This window comes from Glycomyces sp. NPDC048151, assembly GCF_043202775.1.
Classification (GTDB): domain Bacteria; phylum Actinomycetota; class Actinomycetes; order Mycobacteriales; family Micromonosporaceae; genus Glycomyces.
Window position 1 is genome coordinate 113,606 of sequence record NZ_JBIDBB010000007.1, and the last position, 21,694, is coordinate 135,299.

Consider the following 21,694-nt stretch of genomic DNA (forward strand, 5'->3'; position numbering starts at 1 on the left):
GTTGTGACCGGGTATGAGCACAATCGGATTCATCGGCAGTGGAAACATCGGCGGCACGATCGCGCGTCTCGCGGTCGCGGCAGGCCACGACGTGGTCCTCAGCAACCGGCGCGGGCCCGACTCGCTCGCCGGTCTCGTCGCGGAACTCGGCCCGAAGGCCCGCGCGGCGACGCCCGCCGAGGCGGCGGCCGCTGGAGAGTTCGTCGTCGTGACGGTCCCGCTCAGCGCCTACAAGGCCGTCCCGGTCGAGGAGCTGCGCGGCAAGGTCGTCATCGACACCAACAACTACTACCCGCAGCGCGACGGCCGGATCGCCGAGCTCGACGACGAGTCCACCACCACGAGCGAGCTGCTCCAGGCCCACCTGCCGGAGTCGTTCGTCGTCAAGGGCTTCAACAACATCTTCTTCAAGCACATCGCGGATCTCGCCCGTGAGAACAGCGATGAACGGTCGGTCATGCTGATCGCCGGGGACGACGCGAACGCGAAGAAGACCGCCACCGTCTTCCTCGACTCGATCGGCTGGGACGCTTACGATGTCGGCCCGCTCGCCGAGGGCTGGCGCTTCCAGCGCGACCTCCCGGCTTACGGCATCCCGTACTTCGCGGAGAAGCCGTCCGGCGGCAGCTTCGACGTCCCGCCCAAGCAGGCCACCGCAGCCGACTTCGAACCGGCCCTCAAGGCCGCCAAGCGATACCGCGACCTGTAGGCGCAGGCGAACAGCAGGGCCGACGCGTGTCACGTCCTCCACGATCGGCCGACGGACCGTTACCGGTCCGTCGGCCAGACCAGTGCCTGAGCGACGACGACCCGTTCGCCGTTGAACGTCACGGCAGGGCCCTCGTGCAGCTCGTAACCGAGGCTGAGCGCCTCGCTCACGCGTCGGCAGAACGTCTCGTCGTCCGGGCCGGTCAGGACCCGGTAGACGGGCAGTCCGTCAGGTGGCGCGCTCATCGAAACCCTCCTCGCTTCCTGAGCCGCCACCCGCGTCGGCAGCGGCGCGGCCCAGGTTGTACTTGAAATAGGCCGCGGTTTCGGTGAACCCCAGCCGGTCGTAGAACCGGGCCGCGCGGCGGGTGGGCACCGTCACCTCGACGTCACCGGCCTGTCCTGCCTTGTCGACAGCGGCGCGGACCAGGAGCGACCCGATCCCGCGGCCCCGATCGGCCTCGTCGACGGCGAGCTCCAGGATCTCCAGGACGGTGCCGCCGGCGAACAGCGTCGGCGCCCGCGCGGCCAGGAGGTACCCCGCCACCGCTCCATCCCGCTCGGCGACCAGGAACTCGGCGGAGCCGGCCGCGGCGGCCTCCATGACGCTGGGGAACGTGCGGTCCTCGAAGATCGCCCGCTCAGGCCGGTAGCTGGTGGCGAAGCCGCAGAGCAGACGGTAGATGTCCGCCGCATCCTCATGCGCCGCAACGCGAACCGTCATAGCCGCCTCCTCTCGCGGCGCGGGACCGCCGCCGCACACGGATCATATTCGAGCATCTATGCGGTGAAGAAGTCGGCGAGCGCGCGGGCGACCTGGTCGGGAGCGTTCTCCGTCGGGAGCGTTCTCCATCGGGATGTGTCCCGCGTCGGGTATGCGGACGTGCGCCGCTTCCGGGCACGCCTCGGCACCACACCCAGCGCGTACCGGCGGACCTTCAGCGAAACCTGACAAGCGAGTCCCGGCGCTATTCGACCTGCTCCGCAAGAACCGACCGCTGACAGACGCGTTTCGCGTCGGCCCTTTCCCGTGTCAGGTGAGGTGTCAGTCCGGAGACAGGGCTGCGACAGCGCGGCCGACGATGCTTTCGGACATGAACGAAACGCAGCTCGAGGCCCCGAAGGCCCGCCCCACCAACCGATTCGCAGCGAAACTGCTCGCTGACAAGCATTCGATCCCGCTGTCCATCGCCCTCCACCTCGTCCCCGGCGCGTTGATCGTCGCCGCTTACGCCTGGATCGGTGCGCCGATCTCGCGCGCCATCGGCGCCCCGATCTTCGCCGCCTGGGCCATCGGCCTCATGGTCGTCCTCTTCCCGCTCTGGTTCGGCCTGTTCTGGCTCGGCAAACAGGCCACCGGCAAGTACACGATGGGCGGCGGCGTCGTCCGCTACAGGGACAAGCCGTTCACCCGCGGCAAGATCACCCTCATCGGCATCGGCTTCCTGCTGTACATGGCGATCGTGTCGCTCTCCCTCGCCCCGCTGGACACCTGGACCTACGACACCTTCTTCACCTGGGTCACCTTCGAAGGCTCCGGCTCCTCCGGCACCACCTACCTCGACGCCTACAGCAAGGAAACCATCGTCACCACGATGCTCATCTTCGGCGCCTTCACCGGATTCCTGCTCCCCCTCATCGAGGAGTACTACTTCCGCGGCTTCCTGCTCCCCAGGCTCCCGCAGCTGGGCCGCTGGGCGCCCCTGTTCAACACGGTCCTGTTCTCCATCTACCACTTCTGGGCGATCTGGACCGTCCCCTCGAAGATCATCTTCCTGCTCCCGGGCATCTGGTTCGTCTGGGGCAAACACGACATCCGCGCCTCCATCTGGATGCACCCCGGATCCGCACTCCTCATGACCGTCATCGGCACCACCCTCTACCTCACCGGAGCCATGTAACACAGGAAACGACGAAGGGGCGCCGTCCGCAAGGACGGCGCCCCTTCGCTATGTCTGTGTGTCTTGTCAGCCTGCCGCGCTGATCAGCGCACTGAAGTCCTTGGGGGACAGGTCGAACACCGGGGATGCGGTGTCGAGCTTCGAGTCCCGGAGGTGGAAGCCGTCGTCGTCAGAGCAGAACGCGACCTCGACGCAGTCGGTGTTGTTCCCTCCACCGCTACGGGTGCTCTTGCGCCAGGCGCGGCGAACCTCGACGCAGTCTGAGTTGTTGCCGCCAGCGCTGCGGGTGCTCTTACGCCAATCGGACACGCCTGTCGTCATCTGGGTAGACCTCGATCCGGATCGCCTTTTTCCAAAGGGCCTTGCGGAAGTCATCGTAACCCGCGATTCGGACCGAGCCGTCGATCACCCAGCTGGAGTCGATGGTCTCGGTGTAGGCGATGGGAGGGCCCGCAAGCTCGCTGCCACCCTCGGTATAGATGCTGAAGTTACTTCGCTGCGCAGGCACAGGGCCGCGAAGTATTCGGATGAAGACACCCGGGCGTCGAGCCCATCGTCGCAGGTGGGCGATCTGATCTTGGTATAGGTTCTCAGAAATCTCGCGAAGCTGGTGGAGCGCGGTCTCGCCGATGAGGAACTGTATGGTCGGCCGATCGGTGCGGGCCTCAATAGCCCGCTGACGTTCATCTTTGAATTCCCAGCCGCCATCGATGAACTGCTCAGTGGCAAGTGGTTCAGCCAGGCGCACAACGATGTAGTGGTACTCCTGAAGCTGCAGCGGCCCCGGGATCATGGAGGAGTCGAACTTGAAGATGAAGCCGTAATGAGCCTCGGCAAGTGCAATGAACAGGGCGTTGAATCGGGTTCCGGCTTCGATCGCGTGGCCCTTCCGGCGGGCGACCGCAACTTGCACCATGTAGTCGGCGATCTCGTCGCTGATGCCGCAGGCTTTCGCAAGCTCCTTGATACTTGCGGGAGTCGGGCAGCTGCGCCCGGCTTCATAGGCACGGTAGGTGTCGGTCGCGATGTGCACTCGCTCTGCGATTTCTCTCTGCGTCAGGCCGAGCTTGAGGCGACCTCTCCTCATCATCATTTGGATGAACCAGGCGCCGAGTTCGGTCCTCGCCATACGTGCCCCCCACGTTCGCGATCCTGCAATCGAACCCTCACTATCGCACAGTCCACACCGATTTGGCTCCTGTGAGAATCGCGGTGTGAGAGTACAACCGTGGAAAAGATACGGCTCTGAAGCGACGGCAAAATTTGCACGGTCTCATTGCGCCGCAACGATTTGCATCTTGTGAACTGCAGAAACATCACCTAAATTCTTGGGTGTCGGGTTCCGTAGCTTGCGGTTCGCGATGTTCGGGTGGTCCAGGGCCGCTGTATGCCCCCCGCTGGCGGCGGTTCGGGACGCCCGTTCTGTCGGAAGTGCGATACCCGAAAGTGGAGGAGAGGCGATGAGCAGTCCGATCCAAGGCGGCGCGAACCATGTTGCGGCCGTGGAACGGGGGTCGTTCCATGACGACTTCCGGTCCTACCGGGTGCGCGTGCCGAGCGCCGACGCGCCGGATTCGTTCGAGGTGGTGACGGGCGACGGCGCGGACCTCGTGCTGCTGGTGTCCGGGATCAATTCCGGTGAGCTGAAAGCGACATGGGGTCCGTTCTGGCGGTCCTTCAAGCCCGCGTGGAAGATCTGGGTGGAGGAGTCGGCGTTCCGGGTGTTCCATCGGGCGCGGACGCCGATCGCGTCAGTGCCGAGCGGGGTGCGGTTCTGTGATGGGTAAGACGATCAGCGCGGCGGATGAAGGCGGGCACCGGTTCCGCTCGGACGGTCGCTCGTGCGCCGAAGGCTTCATCGGCGACTTCGTCAGGGGCCCAGCGCTGTTCAGCGTGTACCTGGTCCCGCCGGACCAGAGCGTGTACCCGAACGAGCCGGGCTATTACCTGATCGACGTCGATGACGGGGTGGGGGCGCGGGAGTGCTGCCGCTTCAACGTCGCGGCAGTTGAGCCGGACGCGTTGGATGCGGCGGTCGTGTGGAACGGCGCGTGGAACAACGACCCGTGGTGCGGCGGCATTCTGGAGCGCGCCCGCGCTGAGATCGCCGACGCGAAGCGGTAGCCACCGCCCGCGAGGCGGCGCATGGACCGCTCCGCGATCTGTCAAACCTGCCCCGGGAGGATCGCGGAGCATTGAGAAGGCCGGTCGAGGTCAGGTGGAGCCTCGACCGGCCTGCTTCATGTCGTCGCCGGGCCCGTGACGAGCGGGCGCGACGAAGACTTTGGCGCTATTGGTGACTGGCGATGGCGTTGAAGCTTTCGAGGACGGCGACCACGCCCGCTTCAGGGTTCTCGGGGTCGACGAGTTCGACCGGGTGGTCGAGGGCGTACGTGGTGCCTTGCGGCGGGAAGGTGGTGGCGTCGTCGTGCTCGGTGGTCGGCTGGTCTTCGTCGGGGACGAGCGCCACCGGCTTGTTCGAGCGGAGGGCGATCGCCTGCGAGTCGGGGCCGCGTTCAGCGGTGATCCAGAGTCCGTGGGCGCGGGTCGTGAAGTCGCCGGTCTGGTCGATTCCGGCGTCGACCAGGGCGTGCTCGGCGTCGCTGTAGCCGTAGCCCGCCATGCGGAGCTGACCGAGGCCGCCGGTCTTCTGGCCGATGGCGGAAGCGAAGTGCACGTCGGCCACCAGCAGCTCGGTCGGGCACTCGCCACCGGTGTCTGCATTGGCGTCGCCGCTGTGGCAGGCGCCTGCGGCGGGGACGATGCTCATGGCGCCTTCCATCTGGCCGGTGGAGTACGACTTGCCGTCGATGGTCAGCTTCCCTTCGCCTTCGATGAGGTCGAAGGTGATCGGGATGCCTTGGGGGAGTTTGGCATTTGTCGGCTGTTCGGGCGGTTCGTGCTGGTCGGGCGCGGCGGTGGCCGGGCCGGAGGCCGCGAGGGTGACGAGCATGCCTGCGGCGGCGAGGCCGCCGGTCCATTTCACGGTGTGTTTGCGGATCGTTCGAGTCGTTCGCATGGCGTCCCTCTCGTTCGAGTGGTCGCAGCGCCGGGTACCGGCGATGCACGGTCCGAAAGGGAAGGTAGTCGCGGGGGACTGGCCGCGCAGGTAAACGGGCATATCAGTGGATGCTGAGGCGTGAATGAGCGCGGTGTGGGCGGCGAGCGGCCGCGAGTGCGAGGCAGCCGAGGAGGCCGATCGCGGCGGCGCCTGCGAGGACGCCGCGCATGCCGGTGAGGGAGTAGCCCGCGAGGCCCCAGGCGAGGGTCGCGAGGGACGGGGCGGCGGCGACGGCGCTCTGGCGGACGAGGCTGAGCGTCCCGGAGGCGGTCGAGACGAGATGCGGCGGGGTAGCGGCGAGGGTCATCGCGGTCTGGGCGCTGGCGTAGAGGCCGATGCCGATGCCGACTATCGCTATGCGCCAGAGGATGTCAGTGAGTGTCCACTCAGGATCGAGGAAGGCGAGGGCTGCGGCTCCTGCGGTCATCACGGCCGTGCCGAGTGCCGCTGTGGGGCGGGCGCCCCAGGTGTCGGTGAGCCATCCGGCGGCGAGGCTGGTCGCGGCCATGGTGGCGGCGAGGACCATGCCGGGGAGGCCGACTTGGGTTTCGTCGGCGTGCAGTTCGCGGGTGAGGAAGAACGGGAGCATGAGCATGATGACGAGCTGCACGGAGGACTGCGCGGCGAGGGAGAGGAGCGGGGCGCGTGCGGCGGTGAAGAGTTGGCGGACATCGCGTCCCGGGCCGGTGCGGAGCCAGGCGATGACCGGTGGGACCGCGATGGCCGAGAGCGCCAGCCAGACCGGGTCGGCTTCGACGGCGAGGGTCGTGGCGAGGAGGGTCGCGGCGGCGGCGGTGAGGAGGTAGGCGGTCTGGGGGAGGGCGCTGCGGTCGGGGGCGCGGAGCGGGGCGGTGCGCGGCTGCCGGGCGGCGATCGCGAGGATCGCGACCGCTACGGGGAGGTTGAGGAGAAACGCTGCGCGCCAGCCGAACTGGTCGGCGAGGAGACCGGCGAGGACCGGTCCGGCGACGCCGCCGACCGGTCCGATCGCGAAGACCAGGCCCATGGCGCGGCCGCGCAGGGCCGGGGCGACGGATTCGGCGGCGATGAGCGGGAGGAGGACGAAGGTGACCGCCGCGAAGGCGCCCTGGAGGAAGCGGGCTGCGATGAGCCAGCCGATGCCGGGCGCGAGGGCCACGGCGGCGCCGAGGGCCGCGAAGCCGCCGACCGAGAGCAGCAGGGCCGGGCGGCGGCCGACGTTCGCGAGCCAGGTTCCGGCCGGGATGACCAGGGCGATCGCGGGGAGGGTGAACCCGAGGACCGCCCATTGCGCGGCGGCGGGCGAGACGCGGAAGTCCTCGGTGATGGCGGGGATGACGGTGGCGACGGTGAAGACGTCGATGTTGACCATGAAGAGGATGAGCCCGGCGGCGACGACCATCGACCAGCGGTTCGTCTGGGGCGCAACGGCGGAGCTTGTGGCAGGCGCGGCGTTCATCGGGAGGGTTCCTTCTGTAACTTCACTAGGTGTGAAGTTAGTAAACTACACACCATGAGAAGTTGCAACGGTCTGACTCGGGGGTCACAATGACGCCCGCCGAGCCGCAGAACGCGCGCGGCCGCCGCACGCGGGCCGCGCTGCTGGAGGCGATCTTCGCGATCGTCGAGTCGCAGGGGTTCGAGGGCCTGACCATGAACGCCGTCGCCGACCGCGCCGGCGTCTCGCGCCGCGCGATCTACCTGCACTTCCGGTCGCGGGCCGACCTGATCCCGGCCCTGCACGACTACGCGGTCGAGCACCTCGGCCTCGTCGACTCGCTCGAGCGCATCTGGGAGCAGGAGACCCCTGAGGCGGTCCTCGACGAATGGGCCCGGCACCTGACCCGGGTCAACCTGCGCGCCAAGGGCGTCCACCGGGCCATCAGGAACACCCGGCACAGCGACCCCGCGGTCGCCGACTACCAGCGCGGCGTCGCCGAGCGGCAGCGCCAGAACTGCCGCGTCGTCGTCGAGCGCCTGGAGCGTGCCGGACGGCTCGACCCGCAGTGGGGCACTGAGGAAGCGGTCGACATGTTCTGGGCGCTCATCGCCACCGACATGATGGAGTCCCTCGCCGACGACTGCGGCTGGGACGCCGACCGGGTCGCCGCCCGCCTGGGCTTCCTCCTCCGCCGAACCTTCCTCGCCCCCTGAGCGCGCCGCGGCCCCGGCAGCGGGGCTGCCGGGGCCGCGGGCGCGCGGACTAGCTGGCGTCCGGGTTGTACTTGACGTTGCAGGTGAAGGCGTGGCCCGCGACGGCGTAGGCCCGCGCGGTCAGCCCGGCGTCCTGGACGTCGCGGCTCTGGTCGCTGCCGATGGAGGCCCAGGCGCTGTGCCGGTTCGTCGGGTGGAAGTAGTTCGAGTAGCAGCTCTTCAGCCCGCTGCTGTCGAGACCCCAGCCGTAGCACCAGGTGCCGCCGCCGACGTCCTCGCACTTGTCGTCCTCGGTGACCTCTCTGGTGATCACGCGGCTCTCCTCCGCGTCACCGGCCTCGGTCCCGGCCTGGGCTGCCCCGGTGCCGACGAACAGCAGGGCGGCCGCCATGACGGCCGCCGCGCTCGCTTGCTTCACGCGCTTCATCGCACGTTCCCCCTGGTGGTTGAGATGCTGGGAGTCTTGAGCGGCTCCCGCATCCATGACACCACTGGAACTGTTGCGCCTCAGGCGTTTCCGACTCTCTGTCCGGTATCCGACACGGCGAAGAGAGCCGGTGCAACCGTTGCCGCCGACACCCTCGGAGCCCTCGCAGCGACCCTCTCGACGAGCGTGCAGCGGGCCGACAGAATCCGCCAAAGTTATCCACAGGCGATCTACCTGGCGGAACGCGCCAGAACCATGAGTTATCCACAGGCGCAAAAGTTTCTGTTGCCACTTGACTACCGCAAGTGTTGTAGTAGATAGCAAAAACGACTTCATTCGACCCAGGACTTACCCCCTGGTTCTCGTAGGAGGCGGCACAGTGGGATCGATCGAGCCGCCAGAGAAAGTCCGCGGGCGGGTGCACCCGCCCGCGGCTCCTACGAGAACCGCGCCGGGCCCTCACCACTCCGAGGGCACGGCGAAGGGGGCCGGAGCGGCGCGCTGCTCCGGCCCCCTTCATCTCCTCATCCCTAAGCGCTGGCCAGGAAAGCGGTGTTCAGCAGCAGGTTGGGGCTGCCGTTGGGGTCGGCGACGACGTCCGGGAGGGCGCCTCCGGTGAGGGCGGTCGCGACCTCGTCGGGAGTCGCACCCGGGTTCGCCTCGAGGAACAGGGCGGCGACGCCCGCGACGTGCGGGGTGGCCATCGAGGTACCCGAGATGGTGTTCTCGGCGTCATCGGCGTCGATCCACGCGGAGGTGATGCCGACGCCCGGGGCGAGGATGTCGACGCACTCGCCGAAGTTCGAGAACGACGCGGCCGCGTCGTCCTCATCGGTGGCGCCCACGGTGATCGCGCTCGGCTCGGAGCCCGGGGAGACGTTGCACGCGTCCTGGCCCTCGTTGCCCGCGGCGATCGCGAAGGTCACGCCCGACTCGACCGCGGCGGCGATCGCGTCGTTCAGGGCCTGGCTGAAGGAGCCGCCGAGGCTCATGTTGGCGACGGCCGACTCGCCGGCGTTCGCCGCGACCCAGTCGATACCGCCGATGATCGCCGCGTAGGAGCCGGAGCCCTCGCAGTCGAGGACGCGGACGGGGCGGATCGTGACGTCCTTCGCGAGGCCGTACGTCGAGCCGCCGATGGTCCCGGCGACGTGCGTGCCGTGGCCGTGGCAGTCGCTCGGGTCGGCGTCGTCGTCGATGAAGTCGTAGCCTTCGCCGATGCGGCCCTCGAACTCCTGGTGCGTGAGGTTCACGCCGGTGTCGAGCACGAACGCCTCGACTCCCGTGCCGGACTGGGTGTACTCATAGGACTGGTCGAGGGGGAGCGCGTCCTGGTCGACGCGGTCGAGGCCCCACGACGGCGGGTCGGCCTGCACCTCGGAGGCGTAGGCGCGCTGGTTCTGCTCGACGTAGGCGACAGCGTCGTCGGCGGCGAGTTCGAGGGCTTCGCTCTCGCTCATCTCGGCGACGTAGCCGTCGACGATGCCGAGGGTGTCCTCGACGTCGACCGAGACGCCGAGGTCGTCGGCGAGCGCGTCCAGTCCGCTGGTGGCGCTGGCGGCCTGGTCTTCCATGACGACGATGTACTCGCCGGCGATCGCGTCGGGGGAGTCGGCGCCGATGATGAGGTCGGCGGCGTCGGGTGCCGGGGTCTCGGCCGCGTTGGCGAACGCGGAGGCCGCTGCGAGCGAGCCTCCGGCCGCCGCTGCGGCGATGCCGATGGCGACGGTAGTTCGGATGCGCCGTTTCGTTCCTGCCGTTGACAAGACGGAACTCCTTCGGTTGTGCGGGGGAGCCGCCTGCTTGGGGGCGGCCGTCCCCGGGGGGGAGGGTGGAGGGTCGGGCGGCGCGGACCGGGCTCCCGCCCGGTCCGCTTCACCCGTCCGGGCCCCACGGCTCTGCGACGGGCCGTCAGACCCTGGTGGTGAGCCTAAGGCTTAGAACAAACTGTGTAAACCCCCCGAAGTGCGTCAGGAGATCAGTGAATTAGCAAATGCGGCGCTTGGTCTAAAAGGGATAAACAGAACGGGACCTTGCGCTCACTGAGTGCAAGGTCCCGTCCGGGATCAGCGGTTACAGGCTGTACAGCAGCCGGTTCGGGCTGCCGGTGCCCGCCCCGGTCACCTTGCCGGTGGTCGCGTTCCCGGTGACCCACGAGGTCACCGCGGAGGTCGACGCGCCCGGGTTGGCGTCCAGGTAGAGCGCGACGGCGCCCGCGACGTGCGGGGTGGCCATCGAGGTGCCGGAGATGGTGTTCGTGGAGGTGTTGCTCGTGCGCCACGCGGAGGTGATGCTCGAGCCCGGCGCGAACACGTCGAGGCAGGACCCGTAGTTGGAGTAGCTGGCGCGCGCGTCGGTCGAGGTCGTCGCGCCCACGGTGATCGCCGACGGCGTGGAGGCCGGGGAGACGTTGCAGGCGTTCTGGTTCTCGTTGCCCGCAGCCACCGCGAAGGTGACGCCGGAGGCGACGGCGTTGGCGACCGCGTTGTTCAGGGCCGCCGAGTAGCCGCCGCCGAGGCTCATGTTCGCGACGGCGGGTTTGATGGCGTTGGCGGCGACCCAGTTGATGCCGTTGACGACCCCGGCGGTGGTGCCGGAGCCGGAGTTGTTGAGCACGCGCACGCCGTGGAGCGTGACCTGCTTGGCCACACCGTAGATCGTGCCGCCGATGGTCCCGGCGACGTGCGTGCCGTGGCCGTTGCCGTCCTGCGGCGTCGAGTCGTTGGACACGAAGTCGTAGCCGTTGCCGACGCGGCCGGTGAACTCGGTGTGGGTGGCGTTGATGCCGGTGTCCACGATGTAGGCGTGGACGCCCTCACCGGTGTAGTTGTAGGTGTAGCTGCCCGACAGCGGCAGGTTCCGCTGGTCGATGCGGTCGATGCCCCAAGTGGCGGGCGTCTGGGTGGCGTCGATGGAGACGACGGCGTTCTGCTCGACGAAGGCCACGCCGTCCTTCGCGGCGAGCTCCTTCGCCTCGGATTCGCTGGACTCCATGAGGAACGCGTCGATCTCCTCGAAGGTCTCGACGACCTCCTCGCCTTCGACGCTCTTGACGGCGGTGGAGACGGAGGTGCCCTCTTCGAGGACGACGATGTACTCGCCCGCGATGGCGCCCGCGGCGTCCTCGCCGACGATCTGGCCCATGGCCGGTTTCGCCTCGGCGGCGGTGGCGGTGAAGGCGAGCGCGGTGAAGGCGGCGACGCCGACGGCGGCGGCCGCGCTAGTTCTCTTCTTGTGCGACATGGACATTGGGTCCCTTCGGGTGGTCCGGGCCGGTCCAGTGGCCGGGACGGGATGCGGGATGGGTGCGGGGATCGGATCGGCTCGCGCCGACGTTCGGGAGGGCGCGGGGCCGCGGTGCGGGCCCTGGCGCGGCTCCCGGCGGCGACGGCTCCAGGTCGCGGCGCCGGGTGCAGCGGTCGACGGGGAGGGCCCGCCCGCGGTCACCCGCTATTCAGTTGTTCGGGGGGTCAGAGCTCCAGAGTCCAGGAGTTGAGCGTCCCGGTGTCCCCGGAGTAGGCGTCCACGACGCGCAGTGTCCAAGTGCCCGTTGCGGTCTCGCTGGACAGGTTGACCGGGTAGGTGGCGATGACGTTGTCGGCCGAGTCGCCGCTGGAGGAGGTCTTCAGCGTGTAGCTCGTGCCGTCGGGGGCGATCAGGTAGATCGCGAGGTCCCCGCGCCAGGTGTGGGTGATGTTGACGGCCACGCTGCTGTTGCTGCGCGCGTTGCCGTCGCAGGTGAGGGCCAGGGTCGAGTTGACGGTGGCGCGGTCGGGAAGCGCTGTCGCGGTCGACTTGGTGGCGGTGCAGTCGCTCGGGTCGGGGTCGGTGCCGCCGCCGGTCCCGGTGTACAGCAGCAGGTTCGGGCTGCCCTGGACGTCCGAGATCTTGCCGGTGCCGGCGTTGCCGGTCACCCAGGAGGCGACGGCGCTGGTGGAGGCGTTCGGGTTGAGCCCCAGGTAGACCGCGACGGCCCCGGCGACGTGCGGGGAGGCCATCGAGGTGCCCGAGATGGTGTTCGTGGCGCTGTTGGAGGAGTGCCACGCGGAGGTGATGTCCACGCCCGGCGCGAAGACGTCCACACAGGATCCGAAGTTGGAGAAGTAGGCGCGGGTGTCGGTGTTGTCGCTGGCGGCCACGGTGATCGCGGCCGGGGCCGAGGCCGGGGAGACGTTGCAGGCGTCCTGGTCCTCGTTGCCCGCCGCGACCGCGAAGGTCACGCCCGAGTTGACCGCGGCGGTGACCGCGTTGTTGAGGGACGCGGAGTAGCCGCCGCCGAGGCTCATGTTCGCCACGGCGGGCTTGATCGCGTTGCTCGCGACCCAGTTGATGCCGTTGACGACGCCCGCGGTGGTGCCCGATCCGGCGTTGTCGAGGACGCGCACGCCGTGGAGCGTGACCTGCTTGGCCACACCGTAGGTGGTGCCGCCGACGGTGCCCGCGACGTGGGTGCCGTGCCCGTTGCCGTCCTGCGGGGTCGCGTCGTTCTGGATGAAGTCGTAGCCCGCGCCCACGCGCCCGGTGAACTCGGAGTGCGAGGCGTTGATGCCGGTGTCCACGATGTACGCGTGGACGCCCGAGCCGGTGCCGAGGTACTCGTAGCTGTTGGTCAGCGGCAGGTTCGACTGGTCGATGCGGTCCAGGCCCCAGGTCGCGGGGGACTGCACGGCGTCGATCGAGACGACCGCGTTCTGCTCGACGAACGCCACGCCGTCGGCGGCGGCGATCTCCAGCGCCTCGGCCTCGGTGGCCTCGACGAGGACGGTGTCCACTTCGGCGTAGCCGCTGGCGACGGAAGCGCCTGCGTCGCTGGCGATCTCGTCGGCCTCGCGGTAGGCGGAGCCGTCCTCCATGACGACGAGGTACTCGCCGTCGATGGCGGAGGGGGAAGCGGCGCCGACGATCTGCGCCGCCGGTTCGGCGTGTGCGGCGAGGCCGCCGAAGGTGATCGAGCCGAGCGCGGCCGCGCCCGCGAGGGACGCGGCCGCGGCGCGGCGAAGTGATCGGTACGAGACGGTCATAGGGGGGTACTCCCTCTCGGTTCAGACGGGTTGGTGCGCAAGGGATCGATGGGGGCGCACCGCCCGTAGGGCGCGGTTCGGTGGAACCGGTCCTTTCGGGCTTTCAACCTGAGGTTAGGGAAATCACAGTGAATTGTGAACCCCCTGGCAGAGGCCCATAAATCAGTGAATGAAGAGTCGGTTACCAACCGGTATGGGAGCGTTCGGACCCGCTAGACTATTCGGCTCCGTTATCGAAACGCGACCGGGAAGGCCTGTCGCGCGCCGTCCGTCACCGGCGCGCGAACCCAAGCGGCCCTTGGCGAGAGCCTGCACGACGACCCGGGACGGGCCCTAGTCGGCGAGCTCCATCCAGCGCTCCTCGATCGCGTCGCGCTCGGTCTCGAACGCCGTCACCTGGTCCTGCAGCTCCCCGAGCTTCCCCGGGTCGGTCGCGTGCTCGGCCATGTCGGCGTACAGCCCCGCGATCTTCTCCTCGACCTTCGCCAGCCGCCGCTCGAGCTTCGACAGCTCCTTCTGCACGGCCCGGTCGTCGGCCGCCGACGACTTCGGCGCGTTCGCAGCGCCGCCGCTCTTCGCCTGCGGCGCAGCGGACTTGTCCGCGCGGCGCTCCAGGTACTCCTCGATCCCGCGCGGCAGGTGCCGCAGCCGCCGGTCGCCCAGCAGCGCCCACGTCTCGTCCGAGACCCGCTCGGTGAAGTACCGGTCGTGGCTGACCACGACCATCGTCCCCGCCCAGTCGTCGAGCAGGTCTTCGAGCTGCGTCAGCGTCTCGATGTCGAGGTCGTTCGTCGGCTCGTCGAGGAACAGCACGTTCGGCTCGGCCATGAGCAGCCGCGCCAGCTGCAGCCGCCGCCGCTGCCCGCCCGACAGGTCGCGCACGAAGGTGCGCTGCCGCCCGCCGACGAACCCGAGCCGCTCGCCGAGCTGCCCGGCCGACATCTCCTTCTTGCCCAACTGGACCCGCTTCGCGACGTTCTCGATCGCCTCGAGCACGCGCCACGACCCGTCCAGGTCCTCCATGTGCTGCGTCAGCCACGCGAGCTTGACGGTGCGCCCGACCTTGACGCGGCCCTTCGCGGGCTGCACGTCGTCCAGGGCGTTCGCGAGCGTGCGCAGCAGCGAGGTCTTGCCCGCGCCGTTCACGCCGAGCAGGCCGACCCGCTTGCCCGGGCCCAGGATCCAGTCCAGGCCCTCCAGGAGCGTCTGCTCCCCGGCCTGCACCGTGACGTTCTCGGCCTCGAACACGGTCTTGCCCAGGCGCCCGGTCGCGAAGCTCACCAGCTCCGCGGTGTCGCGCGGCGGCGGCTCGTTCGCGATGAGCTCGTTCGCGGCGTCGACGCGGAACTTCGCCTTCCCGGTGCGCGCCTTGGCGCCCCGGCGCAGCCACGCCAGCTCCTTGCGCATGAGGTTCTGGCGCTTCTCCTCGGCCACGTTCGCCTGGCGCTCGCGCTCGGCGCGGGCGAGCACGTACGCCGAGTAGCCGCCGTCGTACTCGAACACGTTGCCGCGCTGCACGTCCCAGATCCGGTCGCAGATCTCGTCGAGGAACCACCGGTCGTGGGTGACGGTGATGATCGCCGCGCGCGTCGCGTTCAGGTACGCCGCGAGCCACGCGATGCCCTCGATGTCGAGGTGGTTCGTCGGCTCGTCGAGCAGCAGCAGGTCGGCGTCGGCGGAGAGGACCCGGGCGAGGTCGACGCGGCGGCGCTCGCCGCCAGAGAGCACGCCGATCACCGAGTCGAGGCCCTCGGGGAGGACGGGCGCGTCGAGGCCGCCGAAGAGGCCGGTGAGGATCTCGCGGACGCGCGGGTCGGAGGCCCACTCGTGCGCGTCCATGCCGCCGAACAGCTCGGCGCGCACGGTGGCGTCGTCCCGGAGGCTGTCGGTCTGGCCGAGCACGGCGATGCGGGTGCCGCCGGTGTGCACGACGCGGCCCGAGTCGGGCTCGTCGGCGCGGGCGATGAGCTTGAGCAGCGTCGACTTCCCGTCGCCGTTGCGGCCGACGACGCCGACGCGCTGGCCTGCGGCGATGCCGAGGGAGACCGCGTCGAGGACCACCTGGTCGGGGTAGGCCTTGGAGACGGTTTCGAGGTTGACGAGATTGGGCGCTGACACGAGGGACAACACTACCCGCGCTCGCGCGATGGGGCCGAAGCGCTTGCTCGCAGTGTGGAACCGGGGATGGTGAACGCTCACGGCTTCCGTTATGGTGTCATGCAAACGTCATATTGACATCATGAATGGATTCGCATGACACCCCCGAATGTCAAGCCACCGCGTTTCGAGGCGGGCCGGGCCGTGCTCGCCGTCGTACGGCTGCTGCCGCAGATCAGCCGCCCGCGCACCGCCCTCTTCGCCGCGACCACCGTCCTCGTCGCCGCCCTCCCGCTGGCGATGACCGTCTCCACGGGCCTGCTCATCGGCGCCGTCCCGGCCGCCGCCCAGGCCGGGCCCGGCTCGCCCGAGGCCCGGTACGCGTACCTCCTGCTCGGCGCGGGCGTCGCCGCGATGCTCCTGGGACGCCTGGTCGAGATCCTCCACCGCGCCGTCGCCCACAACCTCGGCCGCGAACTCGAACTGCTCCTCCAGGACCGCCTCGTCGCCGCCGTCGCCCGCCCCGCCGGGATCGCGCACCTCGAGGACGCCGGGATCCTCGCGCTCCTGCGCGTGACCCGCCAGCTCGGCGCCGACTTCATCCGCCCCGAGCGCGCCGTCCAGGGCCTCGCCACCATCGGCCCCGAGTTCCTCGCCGCCGCCGGGGCCTCGATCGTGCTGTGCACCTTCAACATCTGGGTCGGCCTCGCCTGGCTCGTCGCCTGGCCCGCCATCTTCATCGCCATGCAGAACGAGTACACGCGCATCGGCAAGACCACCTACCTGCGCTCCACCGAGATGCGCGAGAGCGAGTACCTGCGCGACCTCGCCATGAACGCCGAGCCCGCCAAGGAGATCCGCGTCTGGGGCCTCCTCGGCTGGCTCCTCGACCGCTACGACCGTCAGTGGACCGAGCGCATGGCCTACTCCGGCCGCTACCAGCGCCTCAGCGGCCGCGTCGCCGTCGCCGTCATCGGCGGCCTCCTCGTCCTCACCGCCGCCACCGCGATCCCGCTCGCGCAGGCCGGGATCGACGGGGCCGTCGGCTTCGCCGCCCTCTCGGTCTACCTCGTCGCCCTGACCTCGATGTTCAACTTCTCCGCGTTCGACGACAAGGCCGCGTTCCTCGCGCTCGGCGCGCTGCCGGTGCCCAAGGTCCTCGCCCTCGAATCGGACCTCGCCGTCGAGGAGCGCCCGGTCACCGCCGCCCTCCCCGACGCCGCACCCGCGCAGTCCGTGAGGTTCGAGCAGGTCGCCTTCGCCTACCCCGGATCGGACCGGCCCGTCATCGAAGGCCTCGACCTCGAGATCCGGGCGGGCACGTCCCTCGCGGTCGTCGGCCACAACGGGGCGGGCAAGACCAGCCTCGTCAAGCTCCTCGCCGGGCTATACGCGCCCACCGGCGGCCGGATCACCGCCGACGGCACCGACCTCGCCGGGGTCGACCCGGCCGTCTGGCGCACCCGCCTCTCCGCGCTCTTCCAGGACTTCACGCGCTACCAGCTCACGGTGCGCGAGAACATCGTCCTCGGCGCCCCGCACCTCGCAGGCGACACCGAAAGGATCTGGAAGGCCTGCGAGCCCATGGGCATCCGCGAACTCGTCGAATCGCTCCCCAATGGACTCGACACGGTCCTGTCGAGCGAGTACGACGGCGGCACCGACCTCTCCGGCGGCCAGTGGCAGCGGATCGCCCTGGCCCGCGCGCTCTTCGCCGTCCAGGCGGGCGCGAAGATCCTCATCCTCGACGAGCCCGCCGCCGCGCTCGACGTGCGCGCCGAAGCCGAGCTCTACGAGCAGTTCCTCGACATCACCGCCGGACTCACCACCATCGTCATCTCGCACCGCTTCTCGACGGTGCGCCGCGCCGACCGCATCGTCGTCCTCGACGGCGGCAAGGTCGTCGAGGACGGCTCCCACCCAGAGCTCATGGACCTCGGCGGACGCTACGCCGAAGCCTTCACCCTGCAGGCCAACCGCCTCGCCCGCACCTCCTAGGAACCCCAGTGACCGAGAAGATCCTGAAACGCCTGCGCGGCTTGAAGACCGGCCTCGCCGTCGGCTACCGGGCCAACCCCAAGGCCATCGTCTCCCTCCAGCTCCTCGGTGTCGCGCAAGCGGTCCTGATGCCGGCGGGCGTGTACCTCACCAAGCTCGTCATCGACGCCGTCCAGCAGGGCGACGCCCGGGCCGCCTGGCTCGCCGCCGCCGGGCTCGCCCTCAGCGTCGCCCTCATCTGGACCGTCGTCTTCGTCTACGTCAAGTTCGTGTTCCTCGTCCTCGACCACACCGCCCGCGCCGGGGACCGGGAGCTCATGGTCCTCATGGGCACCCCGCCCGGCCTCGACCACCACGAGCGGCCCGAGTACCTCGACGAGGTCCAGCGCATCCGCGAGGACAGCTGGCTCCTCTCCGGCGGCGTCAACCAGCTCGTCCAGTGGCTGCGCGCGGTCGTCACCATCCTCGTCGGCGGCGCGCTGCTCCTCCAGGTCCACCCGCTGCTGCTCGTCTTCCCGCTGCTCGCGCTGGTCGCCATGGCGGTCTCCAACAAGGCCGGGACGATCGTCGACGACGTGTACGCCGCGACCGCCGAGCCCGAACGCAAGCGCCGCCACCTCTTCGAGGTCGCGACCCTCTCCGAGTCGGGCAAGGAACTGCGCATCTTCGGGTCCGCCGCGGCGGTCGCCGCCCGCCACCACGAGGTCGGCGAGACCGTTGTCGCCGAACGCAACAAGGGCCAGTGGCGGGCCGGGCGCCTCGCCATGGTCGAGGGCCTCATCTCCGCGCTCGGCATGGCCGCCGGGATCGGCGTCGTCCTCTTCCTCGCCGTCCGCGGCCAGGCGACGGCGGGCGACGTCGTCCTCCTCGTCGGCCTCATCGGCATGGTCGCCGGGGCCGCCGCGAACGTCGCGTTCGGGTCCATGATGCTCACGCGCACCGCACGGCTCGGTGAGCGCATCACCTGGCTGCGCGAGTACGCCGCGAAGTCGGGCGGCCCGGCCGAGCCCGCCCCCGTGCCCGCGCGCCTCACCGAAGGGATCACCCTCGACGGCGTCTCCTTCTCCTACCCGGAGTCCGAACGCAAGTCCCTCGACGACATCCACCTCCACCTCCCCGCCGGGAAAGTCGTCGCGCTCGTCGGCGAGAACGGCGCGGGCAAGACCACCCTCGTCAAGCTCCTGTCCGGTTTCTACCAGCCGACCTCCGGCCGGATCAACATCGACGACCACGCCCTGACCGATTTCGATGTGGACGCGTGGCGTGAGCGCATCGGCGCGACGTTCCAGGACTTCACCCGGTTCGAGTTCACCGCCCGCGAGACCGTCGGCATCGGCGACCTCGGCGGCGGCTACGACGACGACCGCGTCCGCGCCGCGATGGAACGCGCCGGAGCCGACGACGTCCTCGACGACCTCCCCGCCGGGCTCGACACCCGCCTCGGCGCCCGCTGGGACGACGGCACCGACCTCTCCGGCGGCCAGTGGCAGAAACTCGCGATCGGCCGCGGCCGCATGCGCAAGGACCCGCTCCTCGTCCTCTTCGACGAACCCACGGCCGCCCTCGACCCGCAGACCGAGCACGCCCTCTTCGAGCGCTTCGCCGAGGAGGTCCACGCGGGCCGCCAGCGCGGGACGGTGACCGTGCTTGTCTCGCACCGCTTCTCGACGGTGTCGATGGCCGACCTCATCATCGTCCTGGAGGAGGGCCGGGTCGCCGAGTCCGGAACGCACGACGAGCTGATGGCCCGCCGGGGCGCTTACGCGGAGCTGTACTCCCTGCAGAGCGCCGCCTACCGCTGACCGGGCCTGGTCCGTTCCCTACAATTCGCGAGGTCCCCGCCGAGCACGGCCGGGACCTCGCCTCTTGCCGGATCGAAAGCCCCGCAATGGAATACGAATCCCTCGAACCCCCGTTCTCCGGCCGCTCCGCTGAGCTGTTCCCGGTCGACCCGCAGATCACCGTCGAGGCCGATCCCGATGCGCCGGACTCGGGCTGGGCCGAGCCGGTCCCGACCGGGCCGGAATACCACCGGTGCCCGCACTGGTTGCGGTTCGCCGACCTGAACGCGAAGGGCCGCATGGCGGCCGTCGGTGGTGTGGCTGTTGTCGGGCTGAGCTGGGCGGTGATCGTCTTCGGTCTCCTCGTCGGTCTGGGGCTGGCGGTCGTCGGCTTCGGCGACGACGATCTGCGTCTCGCGCTCATCGGCCTGCTGCTGGTGTGCGGGTCGGTGCTGCAGTCGTTCGGGGCAGCGGCGTTGACCAGGTCCTGGAGGCGGCTGCATCGTCCCGGTGAGGCGGCGATCCCGTTCGCCGCCGTCGGGTTCCTGGTGTTCCTGGCCGCGATGGGAGCGATCGTCGCGCTCGCCGAGATCCGGATCGCGCCGCTGTTCGCGTTGCCGTTCGCGGTCGTCGTCTGGCAGCTGTTCTGGTTCCGGTCGAGGCTCTACGGCCGCGACACCTGCCAAGCCCACCCCGGGCACGCTCCCGCGATCCGGGCGCTGCTGCGGCATGACCCGGGGTCGTTCGCGGCGATGCCCGTGGCGGAGCGGTTCAGCGCCCGGGACTGCCCGCACCGCATCAGGTTCGGCGACCTGCACCGCCGTTACCAGGCGATGGCGATCGCGAACACGGTCCTGCTGTACCTGTACATCGGCGCGGTCATATGGCTGGTGTTCGTGCTGAACCCGCGTCCGGATGTGGACCTGTCCGGGCCCGGAACGGACTTGGCTCACGCATTCTCGGTTCTTGCACTGGCGCTCGTCACCCTCGCCGGTGTCCTCGAGCTGGGCGAGCGATCGAGGCGGTACCACCGGGCGCCGGTGCTGCTGTTCGTGGCCGCGTTCTGCGGGTACGGCCTGGTCATCTGCCTGAGCGTCTGGGCGGCGGTCGTCTTGGACGAGCCCTCGGCGCTGGCGGTGGCGCCGTTGGCGGCCTACTGGGCGGTCTCGGCGGGCTTCGCTCTGGTCCGTTTCCCGCCCCGTTCCGAGTGCAGGACACTGGAAGGGCCGCCGCCGTTCCTGCAGAAGATGCTGCAGACGTGAGCGGTCGGATCCGGCTCGCGGCGGGCGGTTTCGCGGACCCGCACGGGTCGCGACGCGGCGTTAGGATGTGGGCACTCCCGGCCTCGATATCCGGGCTTCGCCCTCGTTCTTGAAAGCCCCGCAATGGATCGCGATCCCCTCGAAGCGGCCCGTCCGGATCCGCTGATCACCGTCGAAGCGGCGCCGCCGGATGCCGGTGAGGACGCGGGGTGGATCCGCGGGCGGCGTGCGGCCGAATTCCGGGCCCCTTCGCGTCTGGTCGTCGCGCCCGGGGAGTGCCCGCATCGGGTCAGGGTGCGGGACCTGCAGGGTCCCACGCAGATCGCGTTCGTCCTGGCGGCGGTGCCGGTGTTCGGGTCGGCGCTGATGTCGTTGGGCAGCTTGCTGTTCGGTGGCGTGATGGTCGGGATGGGCGTCGACGGCCCGGATGCGACGATGATCGTCGTCGGCGCGGTCATGGCGTTCCTCGCCGCGGTGCTCCTGTTCGGCGCGGTCGTCTGCGTCCGCGTCTGGCGCGGCCTGCACCGGCCCGGTCTCGCCGTCTGCGTGTCGAGCACGGCCGCGCCGCCGCTCATCCTCGTGTTCGTGGCGCTCCTGGCGTTCGGGGGCGGGCAGCCGTGGCTGATGCTCCTCGTCGCGCCGCCGGTGGGGCCGATGATCGTGCTCTGGTACTTCCGCGCGGTGCTGCACCCCCGGGAGACCTGCGCGGACTATCCGTGGCTCCCGTCGGATCTCCTGCGGATGACCGGGATCGGCCGCCGATGAGGCGAACCCTGGAACGGGTTCCCCGAGCCGGATCATTCTGGCACGATCGATTGATGGACATCACGCACCAAGTGGTCGTGTTCGACGCCGCCGACCTGTCCGCCGAGAGCGGCTTCTGGGCCGGCGTCCTCGGCGGTTCGGTTGACGCCGAAGACGACTGGTACACGGTCATGGTCGACGGCGCGCCGCGCATCGGCGTCCAGCTCGCGCCGGACCACGTCCCGCCCGACTGGCCCGACGGCGAGCCGCCGCAGCAGATCCACCTCGACCTCTGGGTCCCCGACTTCGCGTCAGCGAACGAGACGGTGATGTCGCTCGGCGCGAAGGTGCTTCAGGCCGCCGCCGACCTTGAGACCCCCGAGGGCTTCCAGGTCTACGCCGATCCCGCCGGACACCCGTTCTGCCTGTGCTGGTTCGAGAAGCAGGCGAAACCGACCGATTGAGACCGGGCGCCGCCGCCGACATCACGAGGCGGGACGCACGCTCAGCACGCTGAAATGGCCGACCCGTGCAGCCCGGGCGACGGCCTCCACGGCACTT

The 21,694-nt window shown here is 69.6% G+C and carries 21 protein-coding genes; 10 read left to right on the plus strand and 11 right to left on the minus strand.

Going from position 1 to position 21,694, the window contains the following annotated elements; translation table 11 throughout:
* Positions 1-13: 13 nt before the first annotated feature.
* Positions 14-709, plus strand: a complete 696-nt coding sequence (locus tag ACGGCP_RS17975; RefSeq protein WP_392967477.1) for an NADPH-dependent F420 reductase — start codon at positions 14-16, stop codon at positions 707-709.
* Between the two features lie 59 nt (positions 710-768).
* Here ACGGCP_RS17975 and ACGGCP_RS17980 read toward each other — a convergent pair whose 3' ends face one another.
* Both ACGGCP_RS17980 and ACGGCP_RS17985 read right to left on the minus strand, forming a co-directional pair.
* A complete protein-coding gene (locus ACGGCP_RS17980) occupies positions 769-954 on the minus strand; it encodes a DUF1737 domain-containing protein (protein WP_392967479.1) in 186 nt (61 codons plus the stop codon).
* Positions 938-1,432 carry a GNAT family N-acetyltransferase gene (locus ACGGCP_RS17985; protein ID WP_392967480.1) on the minus strand — a complete coding sequence of 165 codons (495 nt, stop codon included), beginning with the start codon at positions 1,430-1,432 and terminating at the stop codon, positions 938-940. The genes ACGGCP_RS17980 and ACGGCP_RS17985 overlap by 17 nt, the downstream gene beginning before the upstream one ends.
* A 370-nt stretch (positions 1,433-1,802) precedes the next feature.
* On the opposite strand from ACGGCP_RS17985, the gene ACGGCP_RS17990 reads away from it, so the two are divergent.
* On the plus strand, positions 1,803-2,609 hold the full coding sequence (locus tag ACGGCP_RS17990; RefSeq protein ID WP_392967482.1) for a type II CAAX prenyl endopeptidase Rce1 family protein: 807 nt from the start codon (positions 1,803-1,805) through the stop codon (positions 2,607-2,609).
* 66 nt (positions 2,610-2,675) lie between these two features.
* Here the strand turns inward: ACGGCP_RS17990 and ACGGCP_RS17995 are convergent, their stop codons facing one another.
* Both ACGGCP_RS17995 and ACGGCP_RS18000 read right to left on the minus strand, forming a co-directional pair.
* Positions 2,676-2,918: a DUF397 domain-containing protein gene (locus ACGGCP_RS17995; protein WP_392967484.1), complete on the minus strand. Its 243-nt coding sequence runs from the start codon at positions 2,916-2,918 to the stop codon at positions 2,676-2,678.
* Positions 2,902-3,738, minus strand: a complete 837-nt coding sequence (locus ACGGCP_RS18000) for a Scr1 family TA system antitoxin-like transcriptional regulator (RefSeq protein WP_392967486.1) — start codon at positions 3,736-3,738, stop codon at positions 2,902-2,904. Before ACGGCP_RS18000 ends, ACGGCP_RS17995 begins: the two co-directional genes overlap by 17 nt.
* 331 nt (positions 3,739-4,069) lie before the next feature.
* Here ACGGCP_RS18000 and ACGGCP_RS18005 point away from each other — a divergent pair, with 331 nt between their 5' ends.
* Positions 4,070-4,396 carry a hypothetical protein gene (locus ACGGCP_RS18005; RefSeq protein ID WP_392967488.1) on the plus strand — a complete coding sequence of 109 codons (327 nt, stop codon included), beginning with the start codon at positions 4,070-4,072 and terminating at the stop codon, positions 4,394-4,396.
* The gene (locus tag ACGGCP_RS18010; protein WP_392967490.1) at positions 4,389-4,733 is read left to right on the plus strand and encodes a hypothetical protein; all 345 of its coding nucleotides are present in this window, start codon (positions 4,389-4,391) and stop codon (positions 4,731-4,733) included. Before ACGGCP_RS18005 ends, ACGGCP_RS18010 begins: the two co-directional genes overlap by 8 nt.
* Positions 4,734-4,899: 166 nt before the next feature.
* Here the strand turns inward: ACGGCP_RS18010 and ACGGCP_RS18015 are convergent, their stop codons facing one another.
* Positions 4,900-5,628: a hypothetical protein gene (locus ACGGCP_RS18015; protein ID WP_392967492.1), complete on the minus strand. Its 729-nt coding sequence runs from the start codon at positions 5,626-5,628 to the stop codon at positions 4,900-4,902.
* 103 nt (positions 5,629-5,731) lie between these two features.
* On the minus strand, positions 5,732-7,108 hold the full coding sequence (locus ACGGCP_RS18020) for an MFS transporter (RefSeq protein ID WP_392967494.1): 1,377 nt from the start codon (positions 7,106-7,108) through the stop codon (positions 5,732-5,734).
* 89 nt (positions 7,109-7,197) lie between these two features.
* Between ACGGCP_RS18020 and ACGGCP_RS18025 the strand changes: the two genes are divergently transcribed.
* A complete protein-coding gene (locus ACGGCP_RS18025; RefSeq protein ID WP_392967496.1) occupies positions 7,198-7,803 on the plus strand; it encodes a TetR/AcrR family transcriptional regulator in 606 nt (201 codons plus the stop codon).
* A 49-nt stretch (positions 7,804-7,852) separates the two neighbouring features.
* Here ACGGCP_RS18025 and ACGGCP_RS18030 read toward each other — a convergent pair whose 3' ends face one another.
* From ACGGCP_RS18030 to ACGGCP_RS18050, 5 genes are all read right to left on the minus strand, one after another.
* Positions 7,853-8,230 carry a lactococcin 972 family bacteriocin gene (locus tag ACGGCP_RS18030; protein ID WP_392967498.1) on the minus strand — a complete coding sequence of 126 codons (378 nt, stop codon included), beginning with the start codon at positions 8,228-8,230 and terminating at the stop codon, positions 7,853-7,855.
* 530 nt (positions 8,231-8,760) lie between these two features.
* The gene (locus ACGGCP_RS18035) at positions 8,761-9,996 is read right to left on the minus strand and encodes a S8 family serine peptidase (protein ID WP_392967500.1); all 1,236 of its coding nucleotides are present in this window, start codon (positions 9,994-9,996) and stop codon (positions 8,761-8,763) included.
* 307 nt (positions 9,997-10,303) lie between these two features.
* The gene (locus tag ACGGCP_RS18040; protein WP_392967502.1) at positions 10,304-11,479 is read right to left on the minus strand and encodes a S8 family peptidase; all 1,176 of its coding nucleotides are present in this window, start codon (positions 11,477-11,479) and stop codon (positions 10,304-10,306) included.
* Positions 11,480-11,700: 221 nt separating this feature from the next.
* Positions 11,701-13,251, minus strand: coding sequence for a S8 family serine peptidase (locus ACGGCP_RS18045; protein ID WP_392967504.1), 1,551 nt, complete (start codon positions 13,249-13,251; stop codon positions 11,701-11,703).
* 333 nt (positions 13,252-13,584) lie between these two features.
* On the minus strand, positions 13,585-15,369 hold the full coding sequence (locus ACGGCP_RS18050; protein WP_392967506.1) for an ABC-F family ATP-binding cassette domain-containing protein: 1,785 nt from the start codon (positions 15,367-15,369) through the stop codon (positions 13,585-13,587).
* A gap of 135 nt (positions 15,370-15,504) precedes the next feature.
* Here ACGGCP_RS18050 and ACGGCP_RS18055 point away from each other — a divergent pair, with 135 nt between their 5' ends.
* The 5 genes from ACGGCP_RS18055 (at position 15,505) to ACGGCP_RS18075 (ending at position 21,597) form a co-directional block, all read left to right on the plus strand.
* Positions 15,505-17,346: an ABC transporter ATP-binding protein gene (locus ACGGCP_RS18055; protein ID WP_392967508.1), complete on the plus strand. Its 1,842-nt coding sequence runs from the start codon at positions 15,505-15,507 to the stop codon at positions 17,344-17,346.
* 8 nt (positions 17,347-17,354) lie between these two features.
* Positions 17,355-19,148 carry an ABC transporter ATP-binding protein gene (locus ACGGCP_RS18060; RefSeq protein WP_392967510.1) on the plus strand — a complete coding sequence of 598 codons (1,794 nt, stop codon included), beginning with the start codon at positions 17,355-17,357 and terminating at the stop codon, positions 19,146-19,148.
* An 86-nt stretch (positions 19,149-19,234) separates the two neighbouring features.
* Positions 19,235-20,389 carry a hypothetical protein gene (locus ACGGCP_RS18065; protein WP_392967512.1) on the plus strand — a complete coding sequence of 385 codons (1,155 nt, stop codon included), beginning with the start codon at positions 19,235-19,237 and terminating at the stop codon, positions 20,387-20,389.
* 123 nt (positions 20,390-20,512) lie between these two features.
* Positions 20,513-21,154 (plus strand): hypothetical protein, encoded by a 642-nt coding sequence (locus tag ACGGCP_RS18070; protein WP_392967514.1) that lies wholly within the window; start codon positions 20,513-20,515, stop codon positions 21,152-21,154.
* A gap of 53 nt (positions 21,155-21,207) precedes the next feature.
* The gene (locus ACGGCP_RS18075; RefSeq protein ID WP_392967516.1) at positions 21,208-21,597 is read left to right on the plus strand and encodes a VOC family protein; all 390 of its coding nucleotides are present in this window, start codon (positions 21,208-21,210) and stop codon (positions 21,595-21,597) included.
* The last annotated feature ends 97 nt before the right edge of the window (positions 21,598-21,694 follow it).

Bases quoted from the DNA above. Each gene is read 5' to 3' on its own strand.
- ACGGCP_RS18005 (WP_392967488.1), top strand. From the start codon at position 4,070: ATGAGCAGTCCGATCCAAGGCGGCGCGAACCATGTTGCGGCCGTGGAA.
- ACGGCP_RS18000 (WP_392967486.1), bottom strand. From the start codon at position 3,738: ATGGCGAGGACCGAACTCGGCGCCTGGTTCATCCAAATGATGATGAGG.
- ACGGCP_RS18015 (WP_392967492.1), bottom strand. From the start codon at position 5,628: ATGCGAACGACTCGAACGATCCGCAAACACACCGTGAAATGGACCGGC.
- ACGGCP_RS18030 (WP_392967498.1), bottom strand. From the start codon at position 8,230: ATGAAGCGCGTGAAGCAAGCGAGCGCGGCGGCCGTCATGGCGGCCGCC.
- ACGGCP_RS17990 (WP_392967482.1), top strand. From the start codon at position 1,803: ATGAACGAAACGCAGCTCGAGGCCCCGAAGGCCCGCCCCACCAACCGA.
- ACGGCP_RS18025 (WP_392967496.1), top strand. From the start codon at position 7,198: ATGACGCCCGCCGAGCCGCAGAACGCGCGCGGCCGCCGCACGCGGGCC.
- ACGGCP_RS18020 (WP_392967494.1), bottom strand. From the start codon at position 7,108: ATGAACGCCGCGCCTGCCACAAGCTCCGCCGTTGCGCCCCAGACGAAC.
- ACGGCP_RS18075 (WP_392967516.1), top strand. From the start codon at position 21,208: ATGGACATCACGCACCAAGTGGTCGTGTTCGACGCCGCCGACCTGTCC.
- ACGGCP_RS17975 (WP_392967477.1), top strand. From the start codon at position 14: ATGAGCACAATCGGATTCATCGGCAGTGGAAACATCGGCGGCACGATC.
- ACGGCP_RS18065 (WP_392967512.1), top strand. From the start codon at position 19,235: ATGGAATACGAATCCCTCGAACCCCCGTTCTCCGGCCGCTCCGCTGAG.
- ACGGCP_RS18070 (WP_392967514.1), top strand. From the start codon at position 20,513: ATGGATCGCGATCCCCTCGAAGCGGCCCGTCCGGATCCGCTGATCACC.
- ACGGCP_RS17980 (WP_392967479.1), bottom strand. From the start codon at position 954: ATGAGCGCGCCACCTGACGGACTGCCCGTCTACCGGGTCCTGACCGGC.
- ACGGCP_RS18010 (WP_392967490.1), top strand. From the start codon at position 4,389: ATGGGTAAGACGATCAGCGCGGCGGATGAAGGCGGGCACCGGTTCCGC.
- ACGGCP_RS18055 (WP_392967508.1), top strand. From the start codon at position 15,505: ATGACACCCCCGAATGTCAAGCCACCGCGTTTCGAGGCGGGCCGGGCC.
- ACGGCP_RS17985 (WP_392967480.1), bottom strand. From the start codon at position 1,432: ATGACGGTTCGCGTTGCGGCGCATGAGGATGCGGCGGACATCTACCGT.
- ACGGCP_RS18045 (WP_392967504.1), bottom strand. From the start codon at position 13,251: ATGACCGTCTCGTACCGATCACTTCGCCGCGCCGCGGCCGCGTCCCTC.
- ACGGCP_RS18040 (WP_392967502.1), bottom strand. From the start codon at position 11,479: ATGTCCATGTCGCACAAGAAGAGAACTAGCGCGGCCGCCGCCGTCGGC.